At 55.3% G+C, this 20885-nt stretch carries 24 protein-coding genes (1 of these 24 running past the window's edge); 11 read left to right on the top strand and 13 right to left on the bottom strand.

Features of this window, described 5'->3' with window-relative positions; all coding sequences use genetic code 11:
* Window positions 1-3: 3 nt before the first annotated feature.
* Both eptA and EC836_RS04195 read right to left on the bottom strand, forming a co-directional pair.
* On the bottom strand, window positions 4-1641 hold the full coding sequence (gene eptA, locus EC836_RS04200) for a phosphoethanolamine transferase EptA (RefSeq protein ID WP_123330385.1): 1638 nt from the start codon (window positions 1639-1641) through the stop codon (window positions 4-6).
* Between the two features lie 106 nt (window positions 1642-1747).
* A complete protein-coding gene (locus EC836_RS04195; RefSeq protein WP_123330383.1) occupies window positions 1748-2392 on the bottom strand; it encodes an NAD(P)-dependent oxidoreductase in 645 nt (214 codons plus the stop codon).
* Window positions 2393-2496: 104 nt separating this feature from the next.
* On the opposite strand from EC836_RS04195, the gene EC836_RS04190 reads away from it, so the two are divergent.
* The 4 genes from EC836_RS04190 to slyA all read left to right on the top strand — a co-directional run bounded on the left by EC836_RS04190 (window position 2497) and on the right by slyA (window position 5374).
* On the top strand, window positions 2497-3405 hold the full coding sequence (locus EC836_RS04190; protein WP_123330381.1) for a LysR substrate-binding domain-containing protein: 909 nt from the start codon (window positions 2497-2499) through the stop codon (window positions 3403-3405).
* A gap of 47 nt (window positions 3406-3452) precedes the next feature.
* A complete protein-coding gene (locus tag EC836_RS04185; RefSeq protein WP_123330379.1) occupies window positions 3453-3692 on the top strand; it encodes a DUF1289 domain-containing protein in 240 nt (79 codons plus the stop codon).
* A gap of 44 nt (window positions 3693-3736) precedes the next feature.
* Window positions 3737-4633 (top strand): aldo/keto reductase family oxidoreductase, encoded by an 897-nt coding sequence (locus tag EC836_RS04180; RefSeq protein WP_123330377.1) that lies wholly within the window; start codon window positions 3737-3739, stop codon window positions 4631-4633.
* Window positions 4634-4930: 297 nt separating this feature from the next.
* Window positions 4931-5374 (top strand): transcriptional regulator SlyA, encoded by a 444-nt coding sequence (slyA, locus tag EC836_RS04175; RefSeq protein ID WP_199735007.1) that lies wholly within the window; start codon window positions 4931-4933, stop codon window positions 5372-5374.
* A 136-nt stretch (window positions 5375-5510) separates the two neighbouring features.
* On the opposite strand, the gene EC836_RS04170 is transcribed toward slyA, so the two are convergent.
* From EC836_RS04170 to ycgZ, 3 genes are read right to left on the bottom strand one after another with little or no spacing between them, the layout of a single operon-like run.
* A complete protein-coding gene (locus tag EC836_RS04170; RefSeq protein WP_123330373.1) occupies window positions 5511-5789 on the bottom strand; it encodes a biofilm development regulator YmgB/AriR family protein in 279 nt (92 codons plus the stop codon).
* A gap of 36 nt (window positions 5790-5825) precedes the next feature.
* Entirely contained in the window at window positions 5826-6128 is a 303-nt protein-coding gene (locus EC836_RS04165; protein WP_123330371.1) for a hypothetical protein, read from the bottom strand.
* Window positions 6129-6142: 14 nt separating this feature from the next.
* The gene (gene ycgZ / locus EC836_RS04160; protein ID WP_123330369.1) at window positions 6143-6382 is read right to left on the bottom strand and encodes a regulatory protein YcgZ; all 240 of its coding nucleotides are present in this window, start codon (window positions 6380-6382) and stop codon (window positions 6143-6145) included.
* Between the two features lie 316 nt (window positions 6383-6698).
* Here ycgZ and EC836_RS04155 point away from each other — a divergent pair, with 316 nt between their 5' ends.
* Window positions 6699-7919, top strand: a complete 1221-nt coding sequence (locus tag EC836_RS04155; RefSeq protein ID WP_123330367.1) for a diguanylate phosphodiesterase — start codon at window positions 6699-6701, stop codon at window positions 7917-7919.
* 234 nt (window positions 7920-8153) lie between these two features.
* Window positions 8154-8885: a MerR family transcriptional regulator gene (locus EC836_RS04150; protein ID WP_123330365.1), complete on the top strand. Its 732-nt coding sequence runs from the start codon at window positions 8154-8156 to the stop codon at window positions 8883-8885.
* Between the two features lie 56 nt (window positions 8886-8941).
* Here EC836_RS04150 and slyB read toward each other — a convergent pair whose 3' ends face one another.
* Window positions 8942-9409, bottom strand: coding sequence for an outer membrane lipoprotein SlyB (gene slyB, locus EC836_RS04145; RefSeq protein WP_123330363.1), 468 nt, complete (start codon window positions 9407-9409; stop codon window positions 8942-8944).
* 286 nt (window positions 9410-9695) lie between these two features.
* Here slyB and anmK point away from each other — a divergent pair, with 286 nt between their 5' ends.
* The 5 genes from anmK to pdxY all read left to right on the top strand — a co-directional run bounded on the left by anmK (window position 9696) and on the right by pdxY (window position 14277).
* Entirely contained in the window at window positions 9696-10814 is a 1119-nt protein-coding gene (gene anmK / locus EC836_RS04140) for an anhydro-N-acetylmuramic acid kinase (protein WP_123330361.1), read from the top strand.
* 63 nt (window positions 10815-10877) lie between these two features.
* Window positions 10878-11192, top strand: a complete 315-nt coding sequence (locus EC836_RS04135) for an MliC family protein (protein ID WP_123330359.1) — start codon at window positions 10878-10880, stop codon at window positions 11190-11192.
* Between the two features lie 65 nt (window positions 11193-11257).
* The gene (gene pdxH, locus EC836_RS04130; protein WP_123330357.1) at window positions 11258-11917 is read left to right on the top strand and encodes a pyridoxamine 5'-phosphate oxidase; all 660 of its coding nucleotides are present in this window, start codon (window positions 11258-11260) and stop codon (window positions 11915-11917) included.
* A 145-nt stretch (window positions 11918-12062) separates the two neighbouring features.
* A complete protein-coding gene (gene tyrS, locus EC836_RS04125) occupies window positions 12063-13337 on the top strand; it encodes a tyrosine--tRNA ligase (protein ID WP_123330355.1) in 1275 nt (424 codons plus the stop codon).
* A gap of 79 nt (window positions 13338-13416) precedes the next feature.
* The gene (gene pdxY, locus EC836_RS04120; protein WP_123330353.1) at window positions 13417-14277 is read left to right on the top strand and encodes a pyridoxal kinase PdxY; all 861 of its coding nucleotides are present in this window, start codon (window positions 13417-13419) and stop codon (window positions 14275-14277) included.
* Between the two features lie 111 nt (window positions 14278-14388).
* Here the strand turns inward: pdxY and gstA are convergent, their stop codons facing one another.
* From gstA to rsxC, 7 genes are all read right to left on the bottom strand, one after another.
* Window positions 14389-14994, bottom strand: coding sequence for a glutathione transferase GstA (gstA, locus tag EC836_RS04115; protein ID WP_123330351.1), 606 nt, complete (start codon window positions 14992-14994; stop codon window positions 14389-14391).
* A gap of 159 nt (window positions 14995-15153) precedes the next feature.
* A complete protein-coding gene (gene dtpA, locus EC836_RS04110) occupies window positions 15154-16647 on the bottom strand; it encodes a dipeptide/tripeptide permease DtpA (RefSeq protein WP_123330349.1) in 1494 nt (497 codons plus the stop codon).
* 767 nt (window positions 16648-17414) lie between these two features.
* Window positions 17415-18050 carry an endonuclease III gene (nth, locus tag EC836_RS04105; protein WP_123330347.1) on the bottom strand — a complete coding sequence of 212 codons (636 nt, stop codon included), beginning with the start codon at window positions 18048-18050 and terminating at the stop codon, window positions 17415-17417.
* Window positions 18047-18748: an electron transport complex subunit E gene (locus EC836_RS04100; RefSeq protein WP_123330345.1), complete on the bottom strand. Its 702-nt coding sequence runs from the start codon at window positions 18746-18748 to the stop codon at window positions 18047-18049. The genes nth and EC836_RS04100 overlap by 4 nt, the downstream gene beginning before the upstream one ends.
* On the bottom strand, window positions 18741-19373 hold the full coding sequence (gene rsxG / locus EC836_RS04095) for an electron transport complex subunit RsxG (protein WP_123330343.1): 633 nt from the start codon (window positions 19371-19373) through the stop codon (window positions 18741-18743). The genes EC836_RS04100 and rsxG overlap by 8 nt, the downstream gene beginning before the upstream one ends.
* The gene (rsxD, locus tag EC836_RS04090) at window positions 19373-20434 is read right to left on the bottom strand and encodes an electron transport complex subunit RsxD (RefSeq protein WP_123330341.1); all 1062 of its coding nucleotides are present in this window, start codon (window positions 20432-20434) and stop codon (window positions 19373-19375) included. The genes rsxG and rsxD overlap by 1 nt, the downstream gene beginning before the upstream one ends.
* Window positions 20435-20885 carry the 3' portion of an electron transport complex subunit RsxC gene (rsxC, locus tag EC836_RS04085; protein ID WP_123330339.1) on the bottom strand. 2354 nt of this gene lie beyond the right edge of the window, so the window shows 451 of its 2805 coding nt (coding positions 2355-2805); its start codon lies off the right edge, out of view; the stop codon is at window positions 20435-20437.

The raw sequence follows: 20885 nt of genomic DNA, 5'->3' as shown, positions 1-20885 counted from the left end.
TTCTCAAGCCGTTTTACGACAGCCCTGCAGCATATCCAGGTTCTGCTGGTACTCACGGGTCTGCACGTTGAGCATGCCGAGCAGGGTATGGAAGATATTATCCTGAGAAACCGGCTGGCTTTCTGCCTGCTGCTGCAGGCAGGAGGCGTTGATGCCATAGGCGCTTTCATAATCCGGCGACAGCCACAGCAGGAACGGAATATGCGTTTGCTGTTCCGGCGCGAAAACGTACGGCGTACCGTGCAGATACATCCCGCGTTCGCCCAGCGATTCACCGTGATCGGAGAGATATACCATCGCGACGTTAAATTTACTGCTGTAGCTTTTCAGCAGCGTAATAGTGCTGTCGAGCATGGAATCGGTGTACAAAATGCTGTTGTCATAGGTGTTGATCAGCGCCTGACGATCGCAGTCCTGGATCTGGTTACTGTCGCAGGTCGGGGTGAACTGGCGCATTGCCGCAGGATAACGCTGGTAGTAGGCCGGGCCGTGGCTGCCCATCTGATGCAGGACGATGACCGAATCATCTTTAATGCCGTCAATATAGTTATTCAGACGATGCAGCAGCACGTCATCAAGGCAGAAGTCGCTTTTGCACAGTTCGCTGACCTGCCATTTGGTCATATCCGTGTGCGGTACGCGATCGCAGGCACCTTTGCAGCCGCCGTCGTTTTCACGCCACAGCACGTTAACGCCGGCATGGGCCATAATATCCAGCAGACCTTCCTGATGACGGGCCAGCCCGGCATCGTATTGCGTGCGGGGCATATTGGAAAACATGCAGGGAACGGAAATTGCCGTTTCGGTTCCGCATGAGGTGGCATGCTTATAATAGATAACGTTATCGCCTTTCAGCTTCGGGTTGGTCTCTCGCGGGTAGCCGCCGAGGGAAAAATTCTCCGCCCGGGCCGTTTCACCCAGCACGAAGACCACCAGCGTCTTTTTCTTTTCCGCGCTGATAACCGGGCCTTTACGGGCATCCAGGCCGATTTTCACCAGCTGCTGGCTGCCGGCAAACCAGCGATCGTGGGTGTAGTGACCGATACCGCTGGCGACGTTAGCCGGGGTAATCATCTTCACCAGACCTTTATTGTTACGCACCATCGACGCGTAGTCTTTATAGAATAGCGCGGCCATCATCAGAATCACCAGGACTGCCGCCAGTGAGCTGACGGAACGCCAGATAATCGATGCCCACCACGGACGTGAAGAGGCGATCCTGACCCGCCAGATCACCGCGACGGGCAGCAGGCCGAGCAGCGCCAGCCAGATCAGATAACGCGTGCTGAATAGAGAGGTAGCTTCCTGAATGTCGGTTTCGAACACATTCTGGATCATGTTGGTGTCAATCACCGTGCCGAAGCTGTACATAAAATAGTTAGCGGCCGCGCTGAGCAGGATCAGCACGGTCAACAGAGGTTTACGCAGCCAGGGCAGGGCCAGCAGATTGAAGATCAGCAGAAAGGCGCAGAACAGCACCACCGGGATCGAAGCCGCAAAAAAATAGTCCTGCAGGCCTGCATAAGGAAAGATCTGCCACGCCCGCAGCAGAAAAACGCCGTTAAGGGCAAAGGTAAACAGCAGCGCCGCGCAAAGGTTAAAGGTAATGTCGTTACAACGTAACTTTAAAAAAGGTTTCATGGTATTCCAGTAACAGGATGATCTGCTGGCAGAATAGCGATGAAACCTTAGATGAACCTTAAATGCGCATCGGATCGTTTGGCCTGCCGTGCGGCAGGCCCGAGGGTCAGTAGGCGGCGGTAAACTGCTGACGAACGTGCTGCGGATTTTCAATTTCATCCACAATCGCCACGGCCAGATCGGCAACGCTGATTGAGGCCGGATGTTCACCGTTCATCAGGAGCGAGGTGGTGCCGAGGCGGAAGGTGCCGGTGCGCGGGCCCGGCTCCAGCATGGCCGCCGGTGACAGATAGGTCCAGTCCAACTCCTGCTCTTCCGCCTGTAGGCGGTTACGCAGCGCACGCGCACCCAGCGCGCCGGGCTTGATGTTGGCCGGGAAGACCTCGGTATCAACCAGCTCAACGCCGGGCGCCACTTCCAGGCTGCCTGCGCCGCCGACCACCAGCAGGCGCTTCACGCCGCTGGCTTTCACCGCCTGCAGGATCAAATCGCTACCGCGAGTGAATTTCTCATACAGGTCGCTTTCCGCCCAGCCCGGGTTGTAGGCGCTGATGATCGCATCCTGACCTTTGAGCACGCCGCTGAGCCACTGCACGTCGTGAACATCACCCTGTGCTACGGTCAGGCCGGATTCGGCAGCCAGTTTATCGGCCGACCGTGATACGGCAGTAACCTGATGTCCGCGCGACAGCGCTTCTTTAACGATTTCAGGGCCGACAAATCCGGTAGCGCCAATGACAGTGATTTTCATGAGGAGATTCCTAATTAACGTGTGTGAATTGCACTCTACAGCTTAACAGTCAGGCTGATAAGTGGCATATTCATGCTTTTATAATGAAGTAAAACTTACGAATAATGGAAAAACTCAACAGAATGGCGGTGTTTGCCATCGTGGTCAGCGAAGGTTCACTCGCGGCGGCAGCTCGTCGCCTTGGCATGTCTGCTTCGGCGGTGAGTCAGCATCTGCGGGCGCTGGAGCAGGCGGTGGGCGTGCCGCTGCTGTATCGATCTACGCGCAGGCTGACCCTGACCGACGCAGGAGCGGCTTTTTATCCCGACTGCGAGGCGATGCTGAACCACGCGCAGGAAGCCGAACGGCGGCTGGCTGAGATGCGCGATACGCTCACCGGTGAACTGCGCATCAGCGCCACCGTGGGGATCGGCGGGCAGCCGCTGTGCAGCGCGATGTCACCGCTGCTGCTTCAGCATCCCGGACTGCGACTGCGCATTATCGCCACCGACAACGTGCTGGATATGATTGAGCATCGCATTGATATTGCGCTGCGGTTCAGCCGCCAGCTCAGCGATACCAGCATGATTGCCCATCCGCTGGTTGAATGGCCGATGGTGATTTGTGCCGCACCGGCGTATCTCACCCGCCACGGCGTGCCGGAAACGCCGCAGCAACTGGCGGGCCATCGCTGGATCCAGGGCCACCTTTATCAGCGTGTGATTGAGCTGCACCATCCGCGTGAGGAGAAGCAAACGCTGCGCCTGAACGAAGGGCAGGTGCAGAGCGACAGCATGCTGGTGATCCGCGAATTCACGCTGGCCGGGATGGGGCTGTCGCTCCAGCCGCTGAATGAAATTCGCGCCGAGCTGAACAGCGGCCAGCTGATGGTGCTGCTGCCGGAGTGGCGGGCACCCTCGTTGAAGCTGACCGCGCTGACCCTGGAACGGGTGCTGCCTGAGAAAAGCCGCCAGGCGCTACAGGCGCTGCGTGATTATTTTTCCAAATTTCCACTAAGCGGGCTTGCACAGTAACCGGCAACGAACTTCAATAGAGGCAACAGGATCCAGCAGGAGACGGTGTGGCAGAACAGTTAGAGTTTTTCCCGGTACCCAGCCCCTGTCGCGGGATCTGCCAGTCAGATGCGCGCGGCTACTGCCGTGGCTGCCTGCGCAGCCGCGAGGAGCGGTTCAACTGGAACAGCTTCAGCGATGCGCAAAAACGCGACGTGCTGCGCCTGTGCCGACAGCGCTATCTGCGACAGCACAAAGGCAAACCCGCCGCCGCCGCCGATGAACCGGATCAACCCACCCTGTTTTAAGACTGGCCGCCCGAGGCGGTCCACACTACGTTATGGAGAGAGTCATGTTGCAACCCGTGCAAATCGCCCCACAGGGACCTGAGTTTTCGCAGATGGTGATGGGCTACTGGCGGCTGATGGAGTGGCAGATGTCGCCACAGCAGCTGAACGGTTTTATCGAACAGCACCTGGAACTGGGGATCACCACCGTCGACCATGCCGACATTTATGGCGGTTATCAGTGCGAGGCGGCGTTTGGCGAGGCGCTGCGGCTGCAGCCGTCACTGCGCGGACGCCTGCAGTTGGTCACCAAGTGCGGTATTGCCACCACCGCGAAAGCGGAACACGCGCTGGGCCACTACCGTACCGATGCGCAGCATATCCTCCAGAGCGCGGAAAACTCCCTGCGCTATTTTCACACTGACCACCTCGATCTGCTGCTGATCCATCGCCCGGACCCGCTGATGGACGCCGACGAAGTCGCGGAGGCATTTATCCAGCTGCACAAGAGCGGTAAGGTGCAGCATTTCGGCGTGTCCAACTTTACGCCAGCGCAGTTCTCACTGCTCCAGTCGCGCCTGCCGTTTACCCTGGCCACCAACCAGGTGGAGATCTCGCCGATCCAGCAGGATTTACTGCTGGACGGGACGCTGGATCAGTGCCAGCAGAACCGCATCAGGCCGATGGCCTGGTCCTGCCTGGGGCGTGGAGAAATTGCCACCCAGCCACAGCATCAGGCCCTGCGCGAAGAGCTGGAGCGCGTGCGTGAGGAAATTGCCGCTGAAAACATCGAACAGGTCATTTACGCCTGGATTCTGGCGCTGCCTTCACGCCCGTTGCCGATTATCGGCAGCGGTAAGATTGAGCGGGTACGCAGCGCCGCCGCTGCCGCCAGCCTGGCGTTAACTCGTCAGCAGTGGTTCCGCATCCGTAAAGCCGCGCTGGGCTACGACGTGCCTTAACGCGTTGGGATCTCGTGTAAACGTGAGCACGGGATCCCGTCGATTGACCTGTTTCTTTCTCATTGCGCCAGCGGCAGGCAAGCGCCACGGCAACGTCAGACAATCCCCTCCGGCTCATCTTCCTGCTTAGTCATGGCTGAGAGTGCCATCCTCTCAGGGTAAATCCTTTCCGTGATCGACCCGGTGTCGACGAAAAGCCTGAGACAAGCGCTTTCAGGAGCGATTTGTATTTTGTCCTGGAAACTCGCAGAATAGGCTAAAATGACGCTTGATAGCTAGCAAGCTAATTATAAGGAGTTGAAATTGGATACCCCATTGGGAACTGACCTTGCAAGACTGGTGCGCATCTGGCGCGCACTTATCGATCAACGACTGAAGCCGCTTGAGCTGACGCAAACGCACTGGGTGACGCTGCACAACATCCATCAACTGCCCCCGGAGCAGTCGCAGATTCAGTTAGCCAAAGCCATTGGTATTGAGCAACCTTCGCTGGTGCGGACGCTCGATCAGCTGGAAGAGAAGGGGCTGATTGTACGCAGCACCTGCGCTAACGACCGCCGCGCAAAGCGCATTCGTCTGACGCAGCAGGCCGAGCCGATTATTAATCAGGTTGAAGACGTGATTGACGCTACACGTGACGATATTCTGGCCGGGATCTCGCAGGATGAAGTGAAAAAACTGGTGACGCTGATTGCCCGCCTGGAAAGGAACATCGTAGAACTTCAGCGTAAGGCGGACTGATGAATGCTAACCGACAGCAGGTTGGCTTTCTGTCGAGTTAACGTTTAGCGCTACCGTTGGTGGTTAGATGATGCAGGAAGTGCGATGAGCATTGCCGCGTGGCGACAATGCTCACATCAATATCAGCACAGGGCGCTTAAAGATCATCTACGGTGTGATCTAAAACGATCTCCAGCGTTTTTCTCACGATGTCAGCCGTTACAACGTCATCAGCTAACTCAAGAATATCAATCAGTCGGGCGATAATCGCCTTGTTGCTGAGATATCCGTCTGCAGCAATAATGCTGCTAACAACCTGCCCAAGCAGAGCAGACTCTTCCGTCAGCGCCTCGCCAGAGGTGCGAAAATAGTCGGAGAGGCTGTTTTGCGACATCCCTGAGAAATGCTCTGTTTTATTCGTTGCAGTCTGGTTCATGATTCACACCGTTCAGGTTAATTTCACAATAATCAGTTAGTGTTTTTTCGAGGTGCTGCGTGCCGGAGCTGAACCGAACAGAGGATAAACATTGTCCCCGCTGCGTTTATCGCTCTGATGCAGCGCGTCGCGATGTAAAAAATGCGTGCTGTCATCGTTCATCTGTACGATCAGATGAGTTATGTATCGGCAGCGCTCACTGTCGACTTCTTTTGTTGCCATCAGCTGCAGCTGTTGGATCAGAGAATGCTTATTGATCGGGCCTTTTTCCTGAAGAAGGTAGAAGGCCGCTTCACCAATGATCTCGGCAGCAAGCCGATCGTGTGCAATTCTGTTCATAACGACTTCTCGGTCTACCGTTCAAAAAGCATACCTATCAGCGCCTGATAGTGGACCTCTTCCTCAGGATCTGAGGCATTTTCCAGGCGGCTGAGCAATTTAGTGCAGATGGATTTCCTGTTCAGGGTGCGCCCGTCGCTGAGGATCTCAACAACGATTTCCCCGAGAGTCACCTGCTGCTCAGTGCAATCAACTTTATCAAAATAGCGGGCAATGGCATTTGCTGGGGTTGGGATATAACCGTTCTGTTGCATATGTCACTCCAGTAATTTAAAAATATTCCGCGATGAGATAAAGTTATACTAAACCTCTAAACTTGTACATATAAAGCTGTACAAAAATATAAAATCAATATGATTACAATGTAACTCATTGTTTTTCAAGTAGTAATTTTTAACGATTTTTGATGTGAAACGAGGGGCTGTAGAGGTTGTTTTCAGTCTTGTACACCCGACATGTATTTTTTGTCGAGTCAAAATCACGCGTACTCTACTCCTCTCTGGTATTAGAAGACGGCTGTAAAAGCATCTGGTAATCTGGCTACTTTCACTTTGTTCCTTTGGACGTTTCATGCTTACCACCCTCATTTATCGCAGCCACATCAGTGAAAATTTTCCTACTGATGCCCTGAAAGACATGGTTTTCGCTGCTAACTCAAAGAATGGTCAGGCGGATGTTACGGGCATTCTGCTGTTCAACGGCATCCATTTCTTCCAGCTTCTCGAGGGCCCGGAAGAGAGCGTTTTCAGTATCTACCGCCATATCTGTGCAGATCCGCGTCATTACAACGTGGTTGAAATCTTTTGCGATTTCGCGCCTAAGCGGCGATTTGGTAACGCGGGAATGGAGCTCTTCGATCTGCGTGAGCATGAAAAGGAAGCCGTACTGCAAAGCGTGCTGGATAGAGGCACCACCCGATATCAGCTGTTGTACGACGACAGAGCGTTGCAGTTTTTCCGTACGTTTGTCGAGGCTACGGAAAAAGAGAACTACTTTGAAATTCCGCCAGCCGAATCATGGGCATTTGTTTCAGATGGCAACGGCGTAGAAATGGATAACGCTGCGGCGGATATCACCAGGGAATGCAGCTTCGCCTTTCAGCCTATCGTCGATCCTCTTGCCCAGAAGACGGTGTCGCTGGAAGCGTTGATACGCACCCCCGCTGGCGAGAGTGCCCTGGCATTTTTCAACGGACGTACAGGTGATGAAGTCTATGAAGCCGATCTGAGCAGTAAAAGCGTCGCGCTGGCGATGGCCGCGGCGTTAAACGTGGCAGGTCAGACGCTGTCGATCAACCTGCTGCCCATGACGCTGGTCAGGATCCCGGATGCGGTGGACTTTTTGTTAGCGGAAATTAAGGCTAACGGACTGATCCCGGAACAAATTATCGTTGAGTTTACCGAAAATGAGGTGATTTCGCGCCTTGAAGAGTTTACCAACGCGGTCAGGCAGCTTAAGGCGGCGGGCATTCGCGTCGCTATTGACCACTTTGGCGGAGGCTTTGCCGGTTTGTCTCTTCTGGCACAGTTCCAGCCGGAAAGAATTAAGATCAACCGTGAACTGATCCGCGACGTCCACAAAAGCGGTTCGCGGCAGGCGATTGTCCGGGCGATCATTCAATGCTGTGCCTCGCTGGAAATCAGGATCTCGGCCGTTGGCGTGGAAAAGCCCGAAGAGTGGATGTGGCTGGAGTCCGCAGGGGTATCACACTTCCAGGGGCATCTTTTTGCCGCCCCCGCTTTTCAGGGGATCCCGGCGGTCTGCTGGCCTGAAATGCTGTCCGATATCTAGGATTACCGCTCAAAACCGGACAGTGCTGAAGTTAACATCAGCACTGTCCTGCTTATCCCGCCTTGAATTTCTTATTGCAGAACAAACCAACTGTTTCACATCCGTCATCCTGCCTTGTACAACTTTCACCGTTGAAAATCATAAGATGTATCCTGATTGTATAATTGAGAGGAGCTTGTACAGCTTTAGCTGGTATACTTCAACACAGCGTATTGGCTAAGTGTAAGGAACTGAATGGCCTTTTACAGTATTGGTGAAGTGGCTGAGCGATGCCAGATAAACCCTGTGACCCTCCGTGCCTGGCAACGTCGTTACGAATTGCTCAAGCCGAAGCGCACGGAAGGTGGCCATCGCCAGTTTGATGAGGAAGACATTCAGCGCATCGAAGAGATCAAGCGCTGGATCGAAAGCGGTGTGTCCGTCGGTAAGGTGAAGGCACTATTGGCGGAGAGTGAAGTAAGCCAGCAGGATGGCTGGGAATCGCGACAGGAAGAGATGATGTCGGTGCTGCGCCAGGCTCGGCCAGCGAAACTTCGGGCTCTGATCACCGAACTGGGGCGCAAGCATCCGGTAGAGGCGGTGATCGATCAGATTATTTTGCCCGTACGGCAGCGGCTGGCCCTCGATCTCACAACCGCACAGTCTGTGAGTAGCCTTTTTAATGGTGCTTTGATTGACTACGCGAGCGCCTGCCTTGCCGCCTCGCGGAAGAAGGCCGGAAGAAATACCCTGCTACTGAGCTGGGGCAATGACGATCGGACGCAGCTCTGGCTTGAGGCCTGGCGGCTCTCCCAGCGTAGCTGGCATGTAGACGTGCTTTCAGAACCGCTGGATTGTCCGCGACCGGAGCTGTTTCCAGGTCAGCACATTTTCATGTGGACGGGAAACGCGCTTACGCCGCCTCAGCAGGAACAAATGTCGCACTGGAAGGCGCAGGGATATGACGTCGCATTTCATGCGGGATAAAAAATACCGGCCACCTGAGGTGACCGGTATCAGCAATTAAACGGATTTTATACGCGTTAGCGAGGGGAAACGGTGATCTGACTGCCGTTTGATGCCATCGCGACACGCTGACCGACTGAGAAGCGGCTGGCGGCCTGCTTCTGTACCACCATGATGGTGTTACCGTCATCTTTACGAATTTCCAGCTCAACGCCCTGGCTTTTATTGACGGCGGACTCAACGCCCTGGCCTGCTACACCACCGGCGATGGCACCTGCAGCGGTCGCCAGGCTGCGGCCCGTACCGCCGCCAACGGTGTTACCGAGGAAGCCACCCAGAACGGCACCACCGATAGCGCCGATAACATTACTGTTTTCGCCGCCCTGGATCTGGACCGGACGAACGGAGACCAGCGTACCGTAAGAGACACTCTGAACCTGTTTAGCTTCAGATGCGGAATACACATCACCTGACAATGTATCGTTATTTGCACAACCCGCCAGCGTCATACCGACAAGTGTCACGGCTAGTAAACGCTTCATCATATTAAGAACTCCTTTTTATTGCATTTGCTGCACATAGTCAGGCAGCCGTAATGGCATCATTATATGTTACCAGCTGTGCATTTCTCACTATTGGACATGAAAAAAGTAAAAGAAATATAGCCCCCGATGGTTAAACACCGTGTCAATCACCGCAGAAATTGTGTTTAAGGCGCTGTTAGTGACATCACATATGAAAAAATGTTCACTAAATCATGGTATTGCTGACAATATTTTGCCAGGCTGGCAGCATCATTCTCATGCCCTTTTATGGGGTTAAGGCAGACGCATGAAATCGGGACGCTACATTGGTGTAATGTCGGGCACCAGTCTTGACGGTATTGATGTGGTTATCGCCGCCATTGACCAGCAGATGGTCGCGCAGCAGGCCAGCTATTCGCATCCTATTCCGCACGAACTTAAGCTGCAAATTCTCGCTATCTGTCAGGGGCAGCCGCTGACGCTTTCGCAGCTTGGCCAGTTGGATACCCGTCTGGGCAGGCTGTTTGCCGAAGCGATCGCGACACTGCTAAAACGTCAGGGGCTGAGCCGTGACGATATCACCGCGATTGGCTGTCACGGACAGACGGTGTGGCACGAACCGCACGGAGACGCGCCAAACACCCTGCAGATAGGCGACAACAACCAAATCGCGGCGGCTACCGGGATCACCGTTGTCGGCGATTTCCGCCGCCGTGACATGGCGCTGGGTGGCCAGGGGGCGCCGCTGGTTCCTGCTTTCCATCATGCCGTGCTGATGCACCCCACCGAGCGCAGAATGGTGCTCAATATTGGCGGCATTGCTAATCTCTCTTTATTGATACCGGGCCAGGCGCCGGGCGGGTTTGATACCGGGCCGGGGAATATGCTGCTTGATGCCTGGATCTGGCGGCAGCAGGGTAAACCCTACGATCGCGACGGTGCCTGGGGAGGCGGGGGGCGTATTATTTATCCGCTGTTGCAGCAAATGCTCAGCGATCCCTATTTCGCACTCAGCGCGCCGAAAAGTACCGGGCGGGAATACTTTAATCTCGGCTGGCTGGAGCGCCATCTGGCGATGTTCCCCGGCCTTACCGCGCAGGACGTTCAGGCTACGCTGATTGAGCTGACCGCCACTACCATTGCCGAGCAGGTCTTACTCAATGGCGGCTGCGAGCGGCTGCTGGTGTGCGGCGGCGGTGGTCGCAACCTGCAGTTGATCGCCAGACTGGTGGCGCTGCTTTCCGGCACGGAAGTCACCAGTACCGATAAAGCGGGGATTAGCGGTGACGATATGGAAGCGCTGGCGTTTGCCTGGCTGGCGTGGCGGACGCTGAGCGGGCTGCCGGGTAATCTGCCTTCGGTAACGGGGGCACGAGAGGCCAGCGTGATTGGGGCAATATTCCCGGCAAATCGTCCGTTCCGCTGATTGCATCTGCGGAAATAGCGTTTTACGCTGAACGGGACTGACGTTAAAACACAGGAGAGGTTGATGAAACAGGGGATTTTTGTGGCAGCGCTGCTGCTTTCTGGCTGTAGCTACTTTCAGCATTCCGCCGAGGAACAGCCGAAAACGCTGCATTACACCTGCGGTACGCTACCGTTAACCGTTCAGCTCGACAATGCAAAAAGCGAAGTCAGCATGATCCTGGACGGCAATCAGCTGACGTTGAAACAGCAGGTAGCCGCATCGGGTACCCGCTACAGCGACGGTAATTATGTGTTCTGGTCGAAGGGGGATTCTGCCTTTATCGAGCGTAATGACAAAATCATCATTAACGACTGCCAGCTGCAGAATGCTGGTTAACCCATTGAAATAATGAAGGGTGGGGCGCACAATGCCTTATCCCTTCTCAACCAGAAGTCAGAGCGATGAGCGACAGCGATCACCTGCAACAAATTGCCCACCTGCGGCGTGAATATACCCGTGGCGGCCTGCGCCGCAACGACCTTCCCGATGATCCGCTAAAACTGTTTGAACACTGGTTCGAGCAGGCGGTAGCGGCACAGCTGCCCGACCCGTCGGCGATGAGCGTGGCGACGGTTGATGAGCGCGGTCAACCTTACCAGCGAATTGTGCTGCTGAAGCATTTCGACCAGCAGGGGATGGTGTTCTACACCAATCTCGGCAGCCGCAAGGCGCAGCAGCTGGAAAAAAATCCCCGGATCAGCCTGTTGTTTCCCTGGCACATGCTGGAGCGTCAGGTAATGGTGCTGGGCAGCGTTGAGCGCCTGTCAACGCTGGAGGTGATCAAATATTTCCACAGCCGCCCGCGCGACAGCCAACTCGGTGCCTGGGTATCCAAACAGTCCAGCCGGATTTCGGCGCGGGGCGTGTTGGAAGGCAAATTCCTCGAACTTAAGCAAAAATTCCAGCAGGGCGAAATTCCGCTGCCCAGTTTCTGGGGCGGATACCGCATCAAAATCGACTCCATGGAGTTCTGGCAGGGGGGCGCGCATCGTCTGCACGATCGCTTCTTCTATCAGCGTGCAGACGACAATTCCTGGACGATTGATCGCCTGGCTCCCTGAAGCGCGAAATGAAACGTGAAATAATGGCTTAACCGCTGGATTCGAGCGGAATGGGCCATTATTCTATACCCCTTATTTTTCTCCGCGTGTGAGCGGAAAGCTGTGTACCAGCTTAGGTGCAGACTTTTTTTACATGGAGTCTTAGATGGCCAGCAGTAACCTGATCAAACAATTGCAAGAGCGGGGCCTGGTAGCCCAGGTAACGGATGAGGACGCGTTAGGAGAAAAACTGGCGCAGGGCCAAATCTCTCTTTATTGCGGCTTCGATCCCACCGCAGACAGCTTGCACTTGGGGCATCTGGTACCGTTACTCTGCCTGAAGCGCTTTCAGGATGCCGGTCACCGACCGGTGGCGCTGGTGGGTGGAGCAACCGGTCTGATCGGCGACCCGAGCTTTAAAGCCACTGAGCGTCAGCTGAACACCACCGATACCGTTAACGAGTGGGTAGAGAAAATTCGTCATCAGGTCGCACCGTTCCTCGACTTCGACTGCGGCGACAACAGCGCGATTGCGGCTAATAACTACGACTGGTTCGGCGGCATGAACGTGCTGACTTTCCTGCGTGATATCGGCAAACACTTCTCCGTTAATCAAATGATTAACCGTGAGGCCGTAAAGCAGCGCCTGAACCGTGACGACCAGGGCATCTCGTTTACCGAGTTTTCCTATAACCTGCTGCAGGGCTACGATTTTGCCGCACTGAACGAGCGCCACGATGTGGTACTGCAGATTGGCGGTTCCGATCAGTGGGGTAACATCACCTCCGGTATCGATCTTACCCGTCGCCTGCACCAGAATCAGGTCTTTGGTCTGACCGTTCCGCTGATCACCAAGTCTGACGGCACCAAATTCGGTAAAACCGAAGGCGGCGCGGTGTGGCTCGATCCGAAGAAAACCAGCCCGTACAAGTTCTACCAGTTCTGGATCAATACCGCCGATGCGGACGTATATCGCTTCCTGAAGTTCTTCACTTTTATGAGCATTGAAGAAATCAATGCGCTGGAAGAAGAAGATAAAAACAGCGGAAAAGCCCCACGCGCGCAGTACGTGCTGGCGGAGCAGGTGACCGGACTGGTCCACGGCGCTGAAGGTCTGGCGGCGGCAAAACGCATCACCGACAGCCTGTTCTCCGGCGCGCTGAGCGACCTGAACGAGCAGGATCTGGCGCAGCTGGCGCAGGATGGCATGCCATCCGCCGAACTTGAAGCCGGTCAGGATCTGCAGCAGGCGCTGGTTAACGCCGAGCTGGCTCCGTCACGCGGCCAGGCACGCAAGCTTATCGACGCGAAATCCATCAGCCTCAACGGCACGTTGCAAACCAATGCGGAATATGTGCCGGACGAGGGCGATCGCTTGTTCGGTCGCTATACGCTGCTGCGTCGCGGTAAAAAGAACTACAGCTTAATCTGCTGGAAATAAAATAACTCGCGGGGCCAGCCCCGCTGCTAAAGCCGGGTCAACCGGCTTTTTTATTGGCAGGAATGTACAGGTCAGCACGATGAAAAATATTCTCTCCATTCAGTCCCATACGGTATTTGGTCACGCCGGTAACAGTGCAGCGGAATTTCCTATGCGTCGCATGGGCGCAAACGTTTGGCCGCTCAATACCGTTCAGTTTTCCAACCATACCCAGTACGGTCACTGGACCGGCACGGTGATGCCCGCGACGCATCTTACCGATATCGCTCGCGGCATTAACGATATTGACCGCCTGAAAACCTGTGATGCGGTGCTGAGTGGTTATCTCGGTTCTGCCGAGCAGGGCGAGCAGATCCTGGAAATCGTTCGCATGGTGAAGGCGGCGAATCCCAACGCCTGGTATTTCTGCGATCCGGTGATGGGTCACCCGGAAAAGGGCTGCATCGTCGCACCCGGCGTAGCGGAGTTTCATCGGCTTTCTGCACTGCCGGCCAGCGATATTATCGCGCCTAACCTTCTTGAGCTGGAGATCCTCAGCGGCCGCAGCGTGGCCAGCGTGGAAGAGGCGATTGAAGTCTCACGCGAACTGATTGCCCAGGGGCCGAAAGTGGTGCTGGTGAAGCATCTGGCCCGAGCAGGCTATCGCAGCGATCGCTTCGAAATGCTGTTAATCACCGCGGATGAAGCGTGGCATATCAGCCGCCCGCTGATCGACTTCGGCGTGCGTCAGCCGGTGGGTGTGGGCGACCTGAGCAGCGGCCTGCTGCTGGTGGATCTGCTACACGGCCTCTCGCTGCAGCAGTCGCTGGAGCACGTTACCGCTGCGGTGTATGAAGTGATGCTGAAAACCCATCAGATGGGCGAATACGAACTGCAGCTGGTTGCCGCACAGAACGCTATCGCGGAGCCGGTACAGCATTTCTCCGCAGTGAAACTGTAGTATTGCCAGTCAGTTTCCTGCTCTGCGCAGGAATCAATCTATCCGTCGGGCAGGCCATCAGCGCCTGCCCGTATTTATCAGGTCAGACGCTAAGAATCTGACCGTTATTTATCAGACCAGGCCTTCCGCCTTCAGGGCAGCCGCCACCGCCGGACGCTCGGCCACGCGGTCGAACCAGTCGTTCAGCGCATCCAGTCCGCTCAAATCTAATTTCAATGCGTGAGCCCAGCGGGTCACGGTGAACAGGTAGGCATCCGCCACGGTAAAGCGCAGGCCCATCAGCCACTGTTTTTCCTTCAGCTCACTGTTAACGTAGCTAAATTTCTTCTCCAGCAGTTCACGGGTGCTGGCTTTAAAGTCGTCCGGCGTATTCGGACGGAACAGCGGGCTGAACCCCTTGTGCAATTCGGTGGCGACGTAGTTCAGCCACTCCAGCGTGTGGTAGCGATTCAGGCTGCCGCACGGCGCCAGAAGCTGGCGATCGCTCTTGGAATCGGCCAGATACTGCACGATGGCGACGCCTTCGGTCAGCAGGGAACCATCGTTTAACAGCAGAGCAGGCACCTGTCCTTTAGGGTTGATCTGCAAATAGTCCTCGCCCTGTTCGGTCTTTTTGGTCTGAAGATCGACCGTGACGAGGGTGAAATCGATGCCGGTTTCGCGCAGCACGATATGGGGGGACAGCGAACAGGCGCCGGGTTTACAGAACAGCTTCATTGCGTTCTCCTGAGTTTTGGGGGGCGTTCGAAATTTATCTTACTGCGCGCGAGGCGAAATGTCAGCGTGGCAAATCAATTGTTCAAACGGTTTTAAGCAAGGAAAAAAGCGAGGAGTGGGAAAACTGGCCCGGAGCGGGGGCTCCGGGCCGTCTGGCTATCAGGCCGTGACGTTATCCGCCGCGGGCTTATCTTCCTGAGTCATTCGATTCAGGCGGGGTGCCGTCAGCAGCATCAGCACGGCAATAATGCCGGTGACAATACCAATCTTCATAAATACATCGCCATAAATATGCAGCGACTCCAGAGGGTTGGTAATGTTGGAGGGGATGGCCATCATGCTGGCGACGTTACCGGCGATCATCGCCGCACCGGCGGTGGTCAGGAACCAGGATCCCATAATGAAGCCCATGAGACGCTGTGGAACCAGCTGCGCTACCATGGCCAGACCCAGGCCGGAGATCATCAGTTCGCCCACACTCTGGAGCGCATAGCTCAGAATCAACCAGCTAACCGGCACAATTCCCTGCTCACTGGCGAAAGAAACGCCCAGCGGAAGTACGAGGAACGCGGCGGAGCACAGCACCATACCCAGCGCGAACTTGTGCGGCATCGGCAGGCGATCGCCCATCTTGTTGTAGATGGCGGCCAGCAGCGGACTGAAGACCATAATCCACAGCGGGTTGAGTGCCTGATACTGCTGCGGCTCAAAGGCGATACCCAGAATGCTGTGTTCCACGTTACGAATAGCAAAGAAGTTCAGTGACGTTGGCATCTGCATATACAGTACAAAGAACACAATCGCCTGCAGCATCAGCACGAAGGCGAGGATCATTTTGCGACGGGCAACACCCTTCAGCGCCAGCGCTTCTTTGGCAAAGACCAGTAAGATGCCGATAGCGATTACCGCCAGCACCAGACGGGCAATCCCCTGGTTATGCAGCAGCCAGTACGCCAGCGCAATCAGCACCACAACGCCAGCCAGCGTTGCCAGCAGTTTGCCAACCTGTAGCGGGGCAAAGTCAGGTTTTGAACCGTAGTCTTTTACCGTCTTACGGAACAAAAGGAAGTTCACCAGGGTGATCAGCATACCGACAAAGGAGAGGGCGAAGGCCACGCTCCAGCCGAATTTGGCCGCCAGCACCGGGGTCGCAAGCATGGAGAAGAACGAACCAATGTTGATCGACATGTAGTACATGGTGAATGCGCCATCGAGACGCGGATCGTCTTTCGCGTAGCAGGTTGACAGCAGAGACGACGGATTGGCCTTAAACAAGCCGTTACCCACGGCAATGGTGGCCATACCGAGGTAGACCATCGCCACATTATGCCCGGACCAGGCAATCAGTCCGTAACCCGCCGCGAGCACAATGGTGCCCAGTACGATGACGCGTTTCGTGCCCAGCACCTTATCGCCCAGCCAGCCGCCGATAGCCACCATGCCGTAAACCAGCGCACTAAAAGAGGCGAACAGCGTAACGGACTGCGCTTCGGACATACCCAGCGTATTGACCAGATAACCGGCCATAATGGCCTGCAGGCCGTAAAATCCAAAACGCTCCCACAGCTCAACGGAAAAAATCAGATAGAACGCTTTCGGCTGTTTAAAAGCGTTGAGGCTTGCCGCCTCTGGATGTTTGTTTGCAGTAGACACATGTACCTCTAAATAAGACCTGTTTTGTGGCAGGAATTAAGCTGACGAAACGCGGGACGTACGTTCGCCTTATAGTTATAGAACAGGAAAAGCGGCCAATAATTTCGCCGATCGTTCCTCTGAGGGCAAGCGTTTTTTCAATGCTGATTTTCGCTATTAATTTGGCGATGACCGGGTTGATTTGGTGATTAACCAGCATGACATGCTGGTTATTCTACACTAAAACGCTTTTAATTTTTAGCATGGTGCAGAGTTTAGCCAGTAAGGAGAACGCTCTGCTGGAAGTAAGTAGTATGGCGTCTTATATCTCGGTATGTGATTTTTGTGATATATCGTGTTGGTTGTGTGATGTAAATTAGTTTATAAACAAAGAGTTACGTTTGTATCGTGGTCGGATTGGCTGTCAGAGCGTGTTTTTGTGATTAAAGTCAAAAAAATGCCGATAATTGTCGAAATAAAAAAACTTTCGCCAACGTATCCCTGTGATTTGCGCGGGATATACCAGGGATGACGCAGGTAAAAGGCAAATATGCGGTCCATAAACCGGTAACGACTAAGGATAACGGCAGAAAACAAAGTAACGGGATGTGAGCGTTTGGGGAAGAAAACAGCAGGGTGGGGAAAATTACTATAACCCGGTCATTGTCGACCGAGCGATATAATGAAGTCCTGCACGGCTCGGGAATTCTCAGCGGGGCGATGTAGTGAATGTTCTGCACCGTTCTGGCATTCTCAAGCGGACAGTGCAGTAAAGGCAGCAGGGAAGGTTAAATCTCCACCTTTTCAGGAAACTCACAGAGGTCCTCAATCAGGCAGGATCCGCAGCGCGGTTTACGCGCCACGCAGGTATAACGGCCGTGCAGTATCAGCCAGTGGTGACAGTCCACCTTGAACTCCTTCGGCACTACCTTCAGCAGCTTCTCTTCGACCTGCTCAACGTTTTTACCCGGGGCAAAACGGGTACGGTTGCAGACGCGGAAAATATGGGTATCCACCGCAATCGTTGGCCAGCCAAACGCCGTGTTAAGCACCACATTGGCGGTTTTACGGCCAACGCCAGGCAGCGCCTCCAGCGCTTCGCGGTTTTCCGGCACTTCGCCACCGTGCTGCTCCTGCAGAATACGACAGGTCTTAATGACGTTCTCGGCTTTGGTATTAAACAGGCCGATGGTTTTGATGTACTCCTTTACCCCGTCCACGCCCAAAGCCAGCATCGCCGCTGGCGTGTTGGCCACCGGGTAAAGCTTCGCGGTGGCCTTATTCACGCTGACGTCGGTCGCCTGCGCCGAGAGCAGTACGGCGATCAGCAGTTCGAAAGGGGAGTTGAACATCAGCTCGGTAGTAGGATGCGGGTTGTTATCCCGCAGGCGGGTCAATATTTGCTGACGCTTTTCTTTATTCACTGAGCCATTTTTCCATCCGGCAGCACCGTCTGCGCTTCTTTTTCAGCTTTCAGGGCGGCGCGCTGTTTCATTTTATTATCAATCAGATACTTCGCCGCCAGCAGCATGCCGAGGCCGATAAATGCCCCCGGTGGCAGCATCGCCAGCAGCATCGGCGAATCAAAGTGAATCACCTCAACGCGCATCACTTTTGCCCACGGGCCAAGCAGCTGATCGGCTCCATTAAAAATGGTGCCGTTGCCGATGATTTCGCGAATCGAACCCAGTACCACCATCACGCTGGTGGCTCCCAGACCGATCGCCGCACCGTCCAGTGCGGAAAGCGGAATGCTGCTTTTTGACGCCACGGCCTCCGCACGTCCAACAACGATACAGTTGGTAACGATCAGCGGAATAAAAATCCCCAACGACTGATACAGACCATAGGCATAGGCGTTAATCAGCATTTGCACGCAGCTCACCACGGCAGCGATAATCATCACGTAAATCGGGATTCGAATTTCCGACGGCACCCAGCGGCGCGACATCGAGATGCCGCTGTTGGTCAGAGTCAGCACCAGCGTGGTTGCCAGCCCCAGCCCAAGGGCGTTGGTGGCGGTTGAGGTCACGGCCAGCAGCGGGCAGAGTCCCAGCAGCTGAACCAGCGCCGAGTTGTTCTTCCACAGCCCACCGATCAGCAGGGTTTTAGCTTCACTCATTGGCATCTCCACAGGTTGGCAGTGAGGAAATCTGCCCGGATAAGGTTTCAATATACAACGTCGTGCGCTTCACTGCATTCACCACCGCACGCGGGGTGATGGTGGCACCGGTAAACTGGTCAAAGTCACCGCCGTCTTTTTTCACTGCAAAATGCGTATCGTCGGCACCGGTGACCTTTTTGCCGTTAAAGCTGTTGATCCAGTCGGAGATACGCAGCTCGATCTTATCACCCAGCCCCGGCGTTTCATGGTGCTCAACGACGCGCGTACCGTAAACCGTACCGCTGAAATCGGCACCGACCACCATCTGGATCGCCCCGGAATAACCGTCCGGCGCGGTGGTTTCAATGGCCACCGCCACCGGTTTATCATCCTTGCGGGCCAGATAGAGGTGGTGCGGCGCAGAGTTGCCCAGTGCCGGATTACTGACGATATAGCACTCTTTCTGTATCGAGTTGTTGTACATTTCCGGTGGCACCACCTGGTCCAGCAGCACCTTCTGCTGCAGCGCCGTTTGATGCGCAATGGTCGGCTTGGTGACGGTATTAACCACCGCGGTCATACCGGTGGTGATCGCGGCAAATACCGCCAGCGTCACGCCGTTTTTACGAATGGCATCCAGCATCATTTATCCTTACGGTGGCCGTAAACGCGTGGCTGCGTGTAGTAGTCGATCAGCGGAACGCAGATATTGGCCAGCAGTACCGCGAAAGCCACGCCGTCCGGATAGCCGCCGAAACTGCGGATCAGCCAGACCAGCAGACCAATCAGCACGCCGTAAACCAGCCGACCTTTATTGGTGGTGGAGGCGGTAACCGGATCGGTAGCAATAAAGAAGGCACCCAGCATGGTGGCACCGGAGAACAGATGGATCATCGGTGACGACAGGGTTTCCGGCGAGGCCAGCCAGCCTACGGTGGCAAACAGCGCCAGCGAGCCGATAAAACTCACCGGAATATGCCAGCGGATGCTGTTGGTCCACAGCAGGAAAATGCCACCGGCCAGATAGCCAATGTTAATCCACTGCCAGCCCAGACCGGCTATAACGCCGGTGTAAATCGGCTGCGCCAGCAACTGCTCGGCGGAGTGCCCGGCGCGCAGGCCGGTTTTAAAGGTATCTAACGGTGTAGCCTGGCTGATACCGTCAATGCCAATCTGCAGCTGCTGCATGTTATGCCCATCCACGGTGTGGAAATGGAAAATCATGCTCAGCGTATCGCTAAAGGTTGGAGTGATGCCCTGCAGGGTATCCGGCGGCAACCAGCTGGTCATCTGCACCGGGAAGGAGATCAGCAGCACCACATAGCCGACCATGGCCGGGTTAAACGGATTCTGCCCCAGGCCACCGTACAGCTGCTTGGAAATCACTACGGCAAATAGCGTGCCGATCACCACAATCCACCACGGCGCCAGCGGCGGAATACTGATCCCCAGCAGAAGGGCGGTCAGCAGCGCCGAGTTATCCTTGAGCGTTGGCACCAGAGGAAGTTTACGCAGGCGCAGGATCGCGGCCTCCGCGCCGATACCGGCGGCGGCGGCAATCAGCACCTGAATAATATTTCCCCAGCCGAAGAAGTACCACTGCGCGGCCATGCCGGGAATCGCGGCCAGCAGCACCAGCAGCATAATGGTGCCGGTGCTGCGACGGTTATGGGTATAGGGCGAACTTGCGATACGAAATGCCATTTAATCCTCTTGCGTCGAAGGCTGCTGAGCTTTGCGCGCTTTGACCCGCGCAATCGCCGCAGCCACCGCTGCTTTACGTGCATCATCAGGAGCAATCGCTTCCTGTTCAGTTTTTACTGCTGGCCGCTGTGCAACCTGGGATTGCGCTTCGGAAGCCGGAACGTCTACAACCGCATCACCCGCCTGCGCCGCTTTTTTGGCTTTAGCACGGGCGATGGCGGCGGCTATAGCGGCCTTGCGTGGATCTTCAACGACAGCCTGGGCAACAGGTTCTGCTGCTGATTCAGTCTCCGGTTCAGCTGCAACGTCAGGCTGCACAACCGGCGCATCTGCAACTGTGCCACCCGTCTGCGCCGCTTTCTTCGCTTTCGCGCGGGCGATGGCCGCAGCGATAGCGGCTTTGCGTGGATCTTCAGCGGCGGCCTGGGCAACAGGTTCCGCTGCTGATTCA

Source organism: Erwinia sp. JUb26 (assembly GCF_003751505.1).
Taxonomy (GTDB): domain Bacteria; phylum Pseudomonadota; class Gammaproteobacteria; order Enterobacterales; family Enterobacteriaceae; genus Erwinia.
This window is presented reverse-complemented; position numbering and strand designations above follow the sequence as displayed.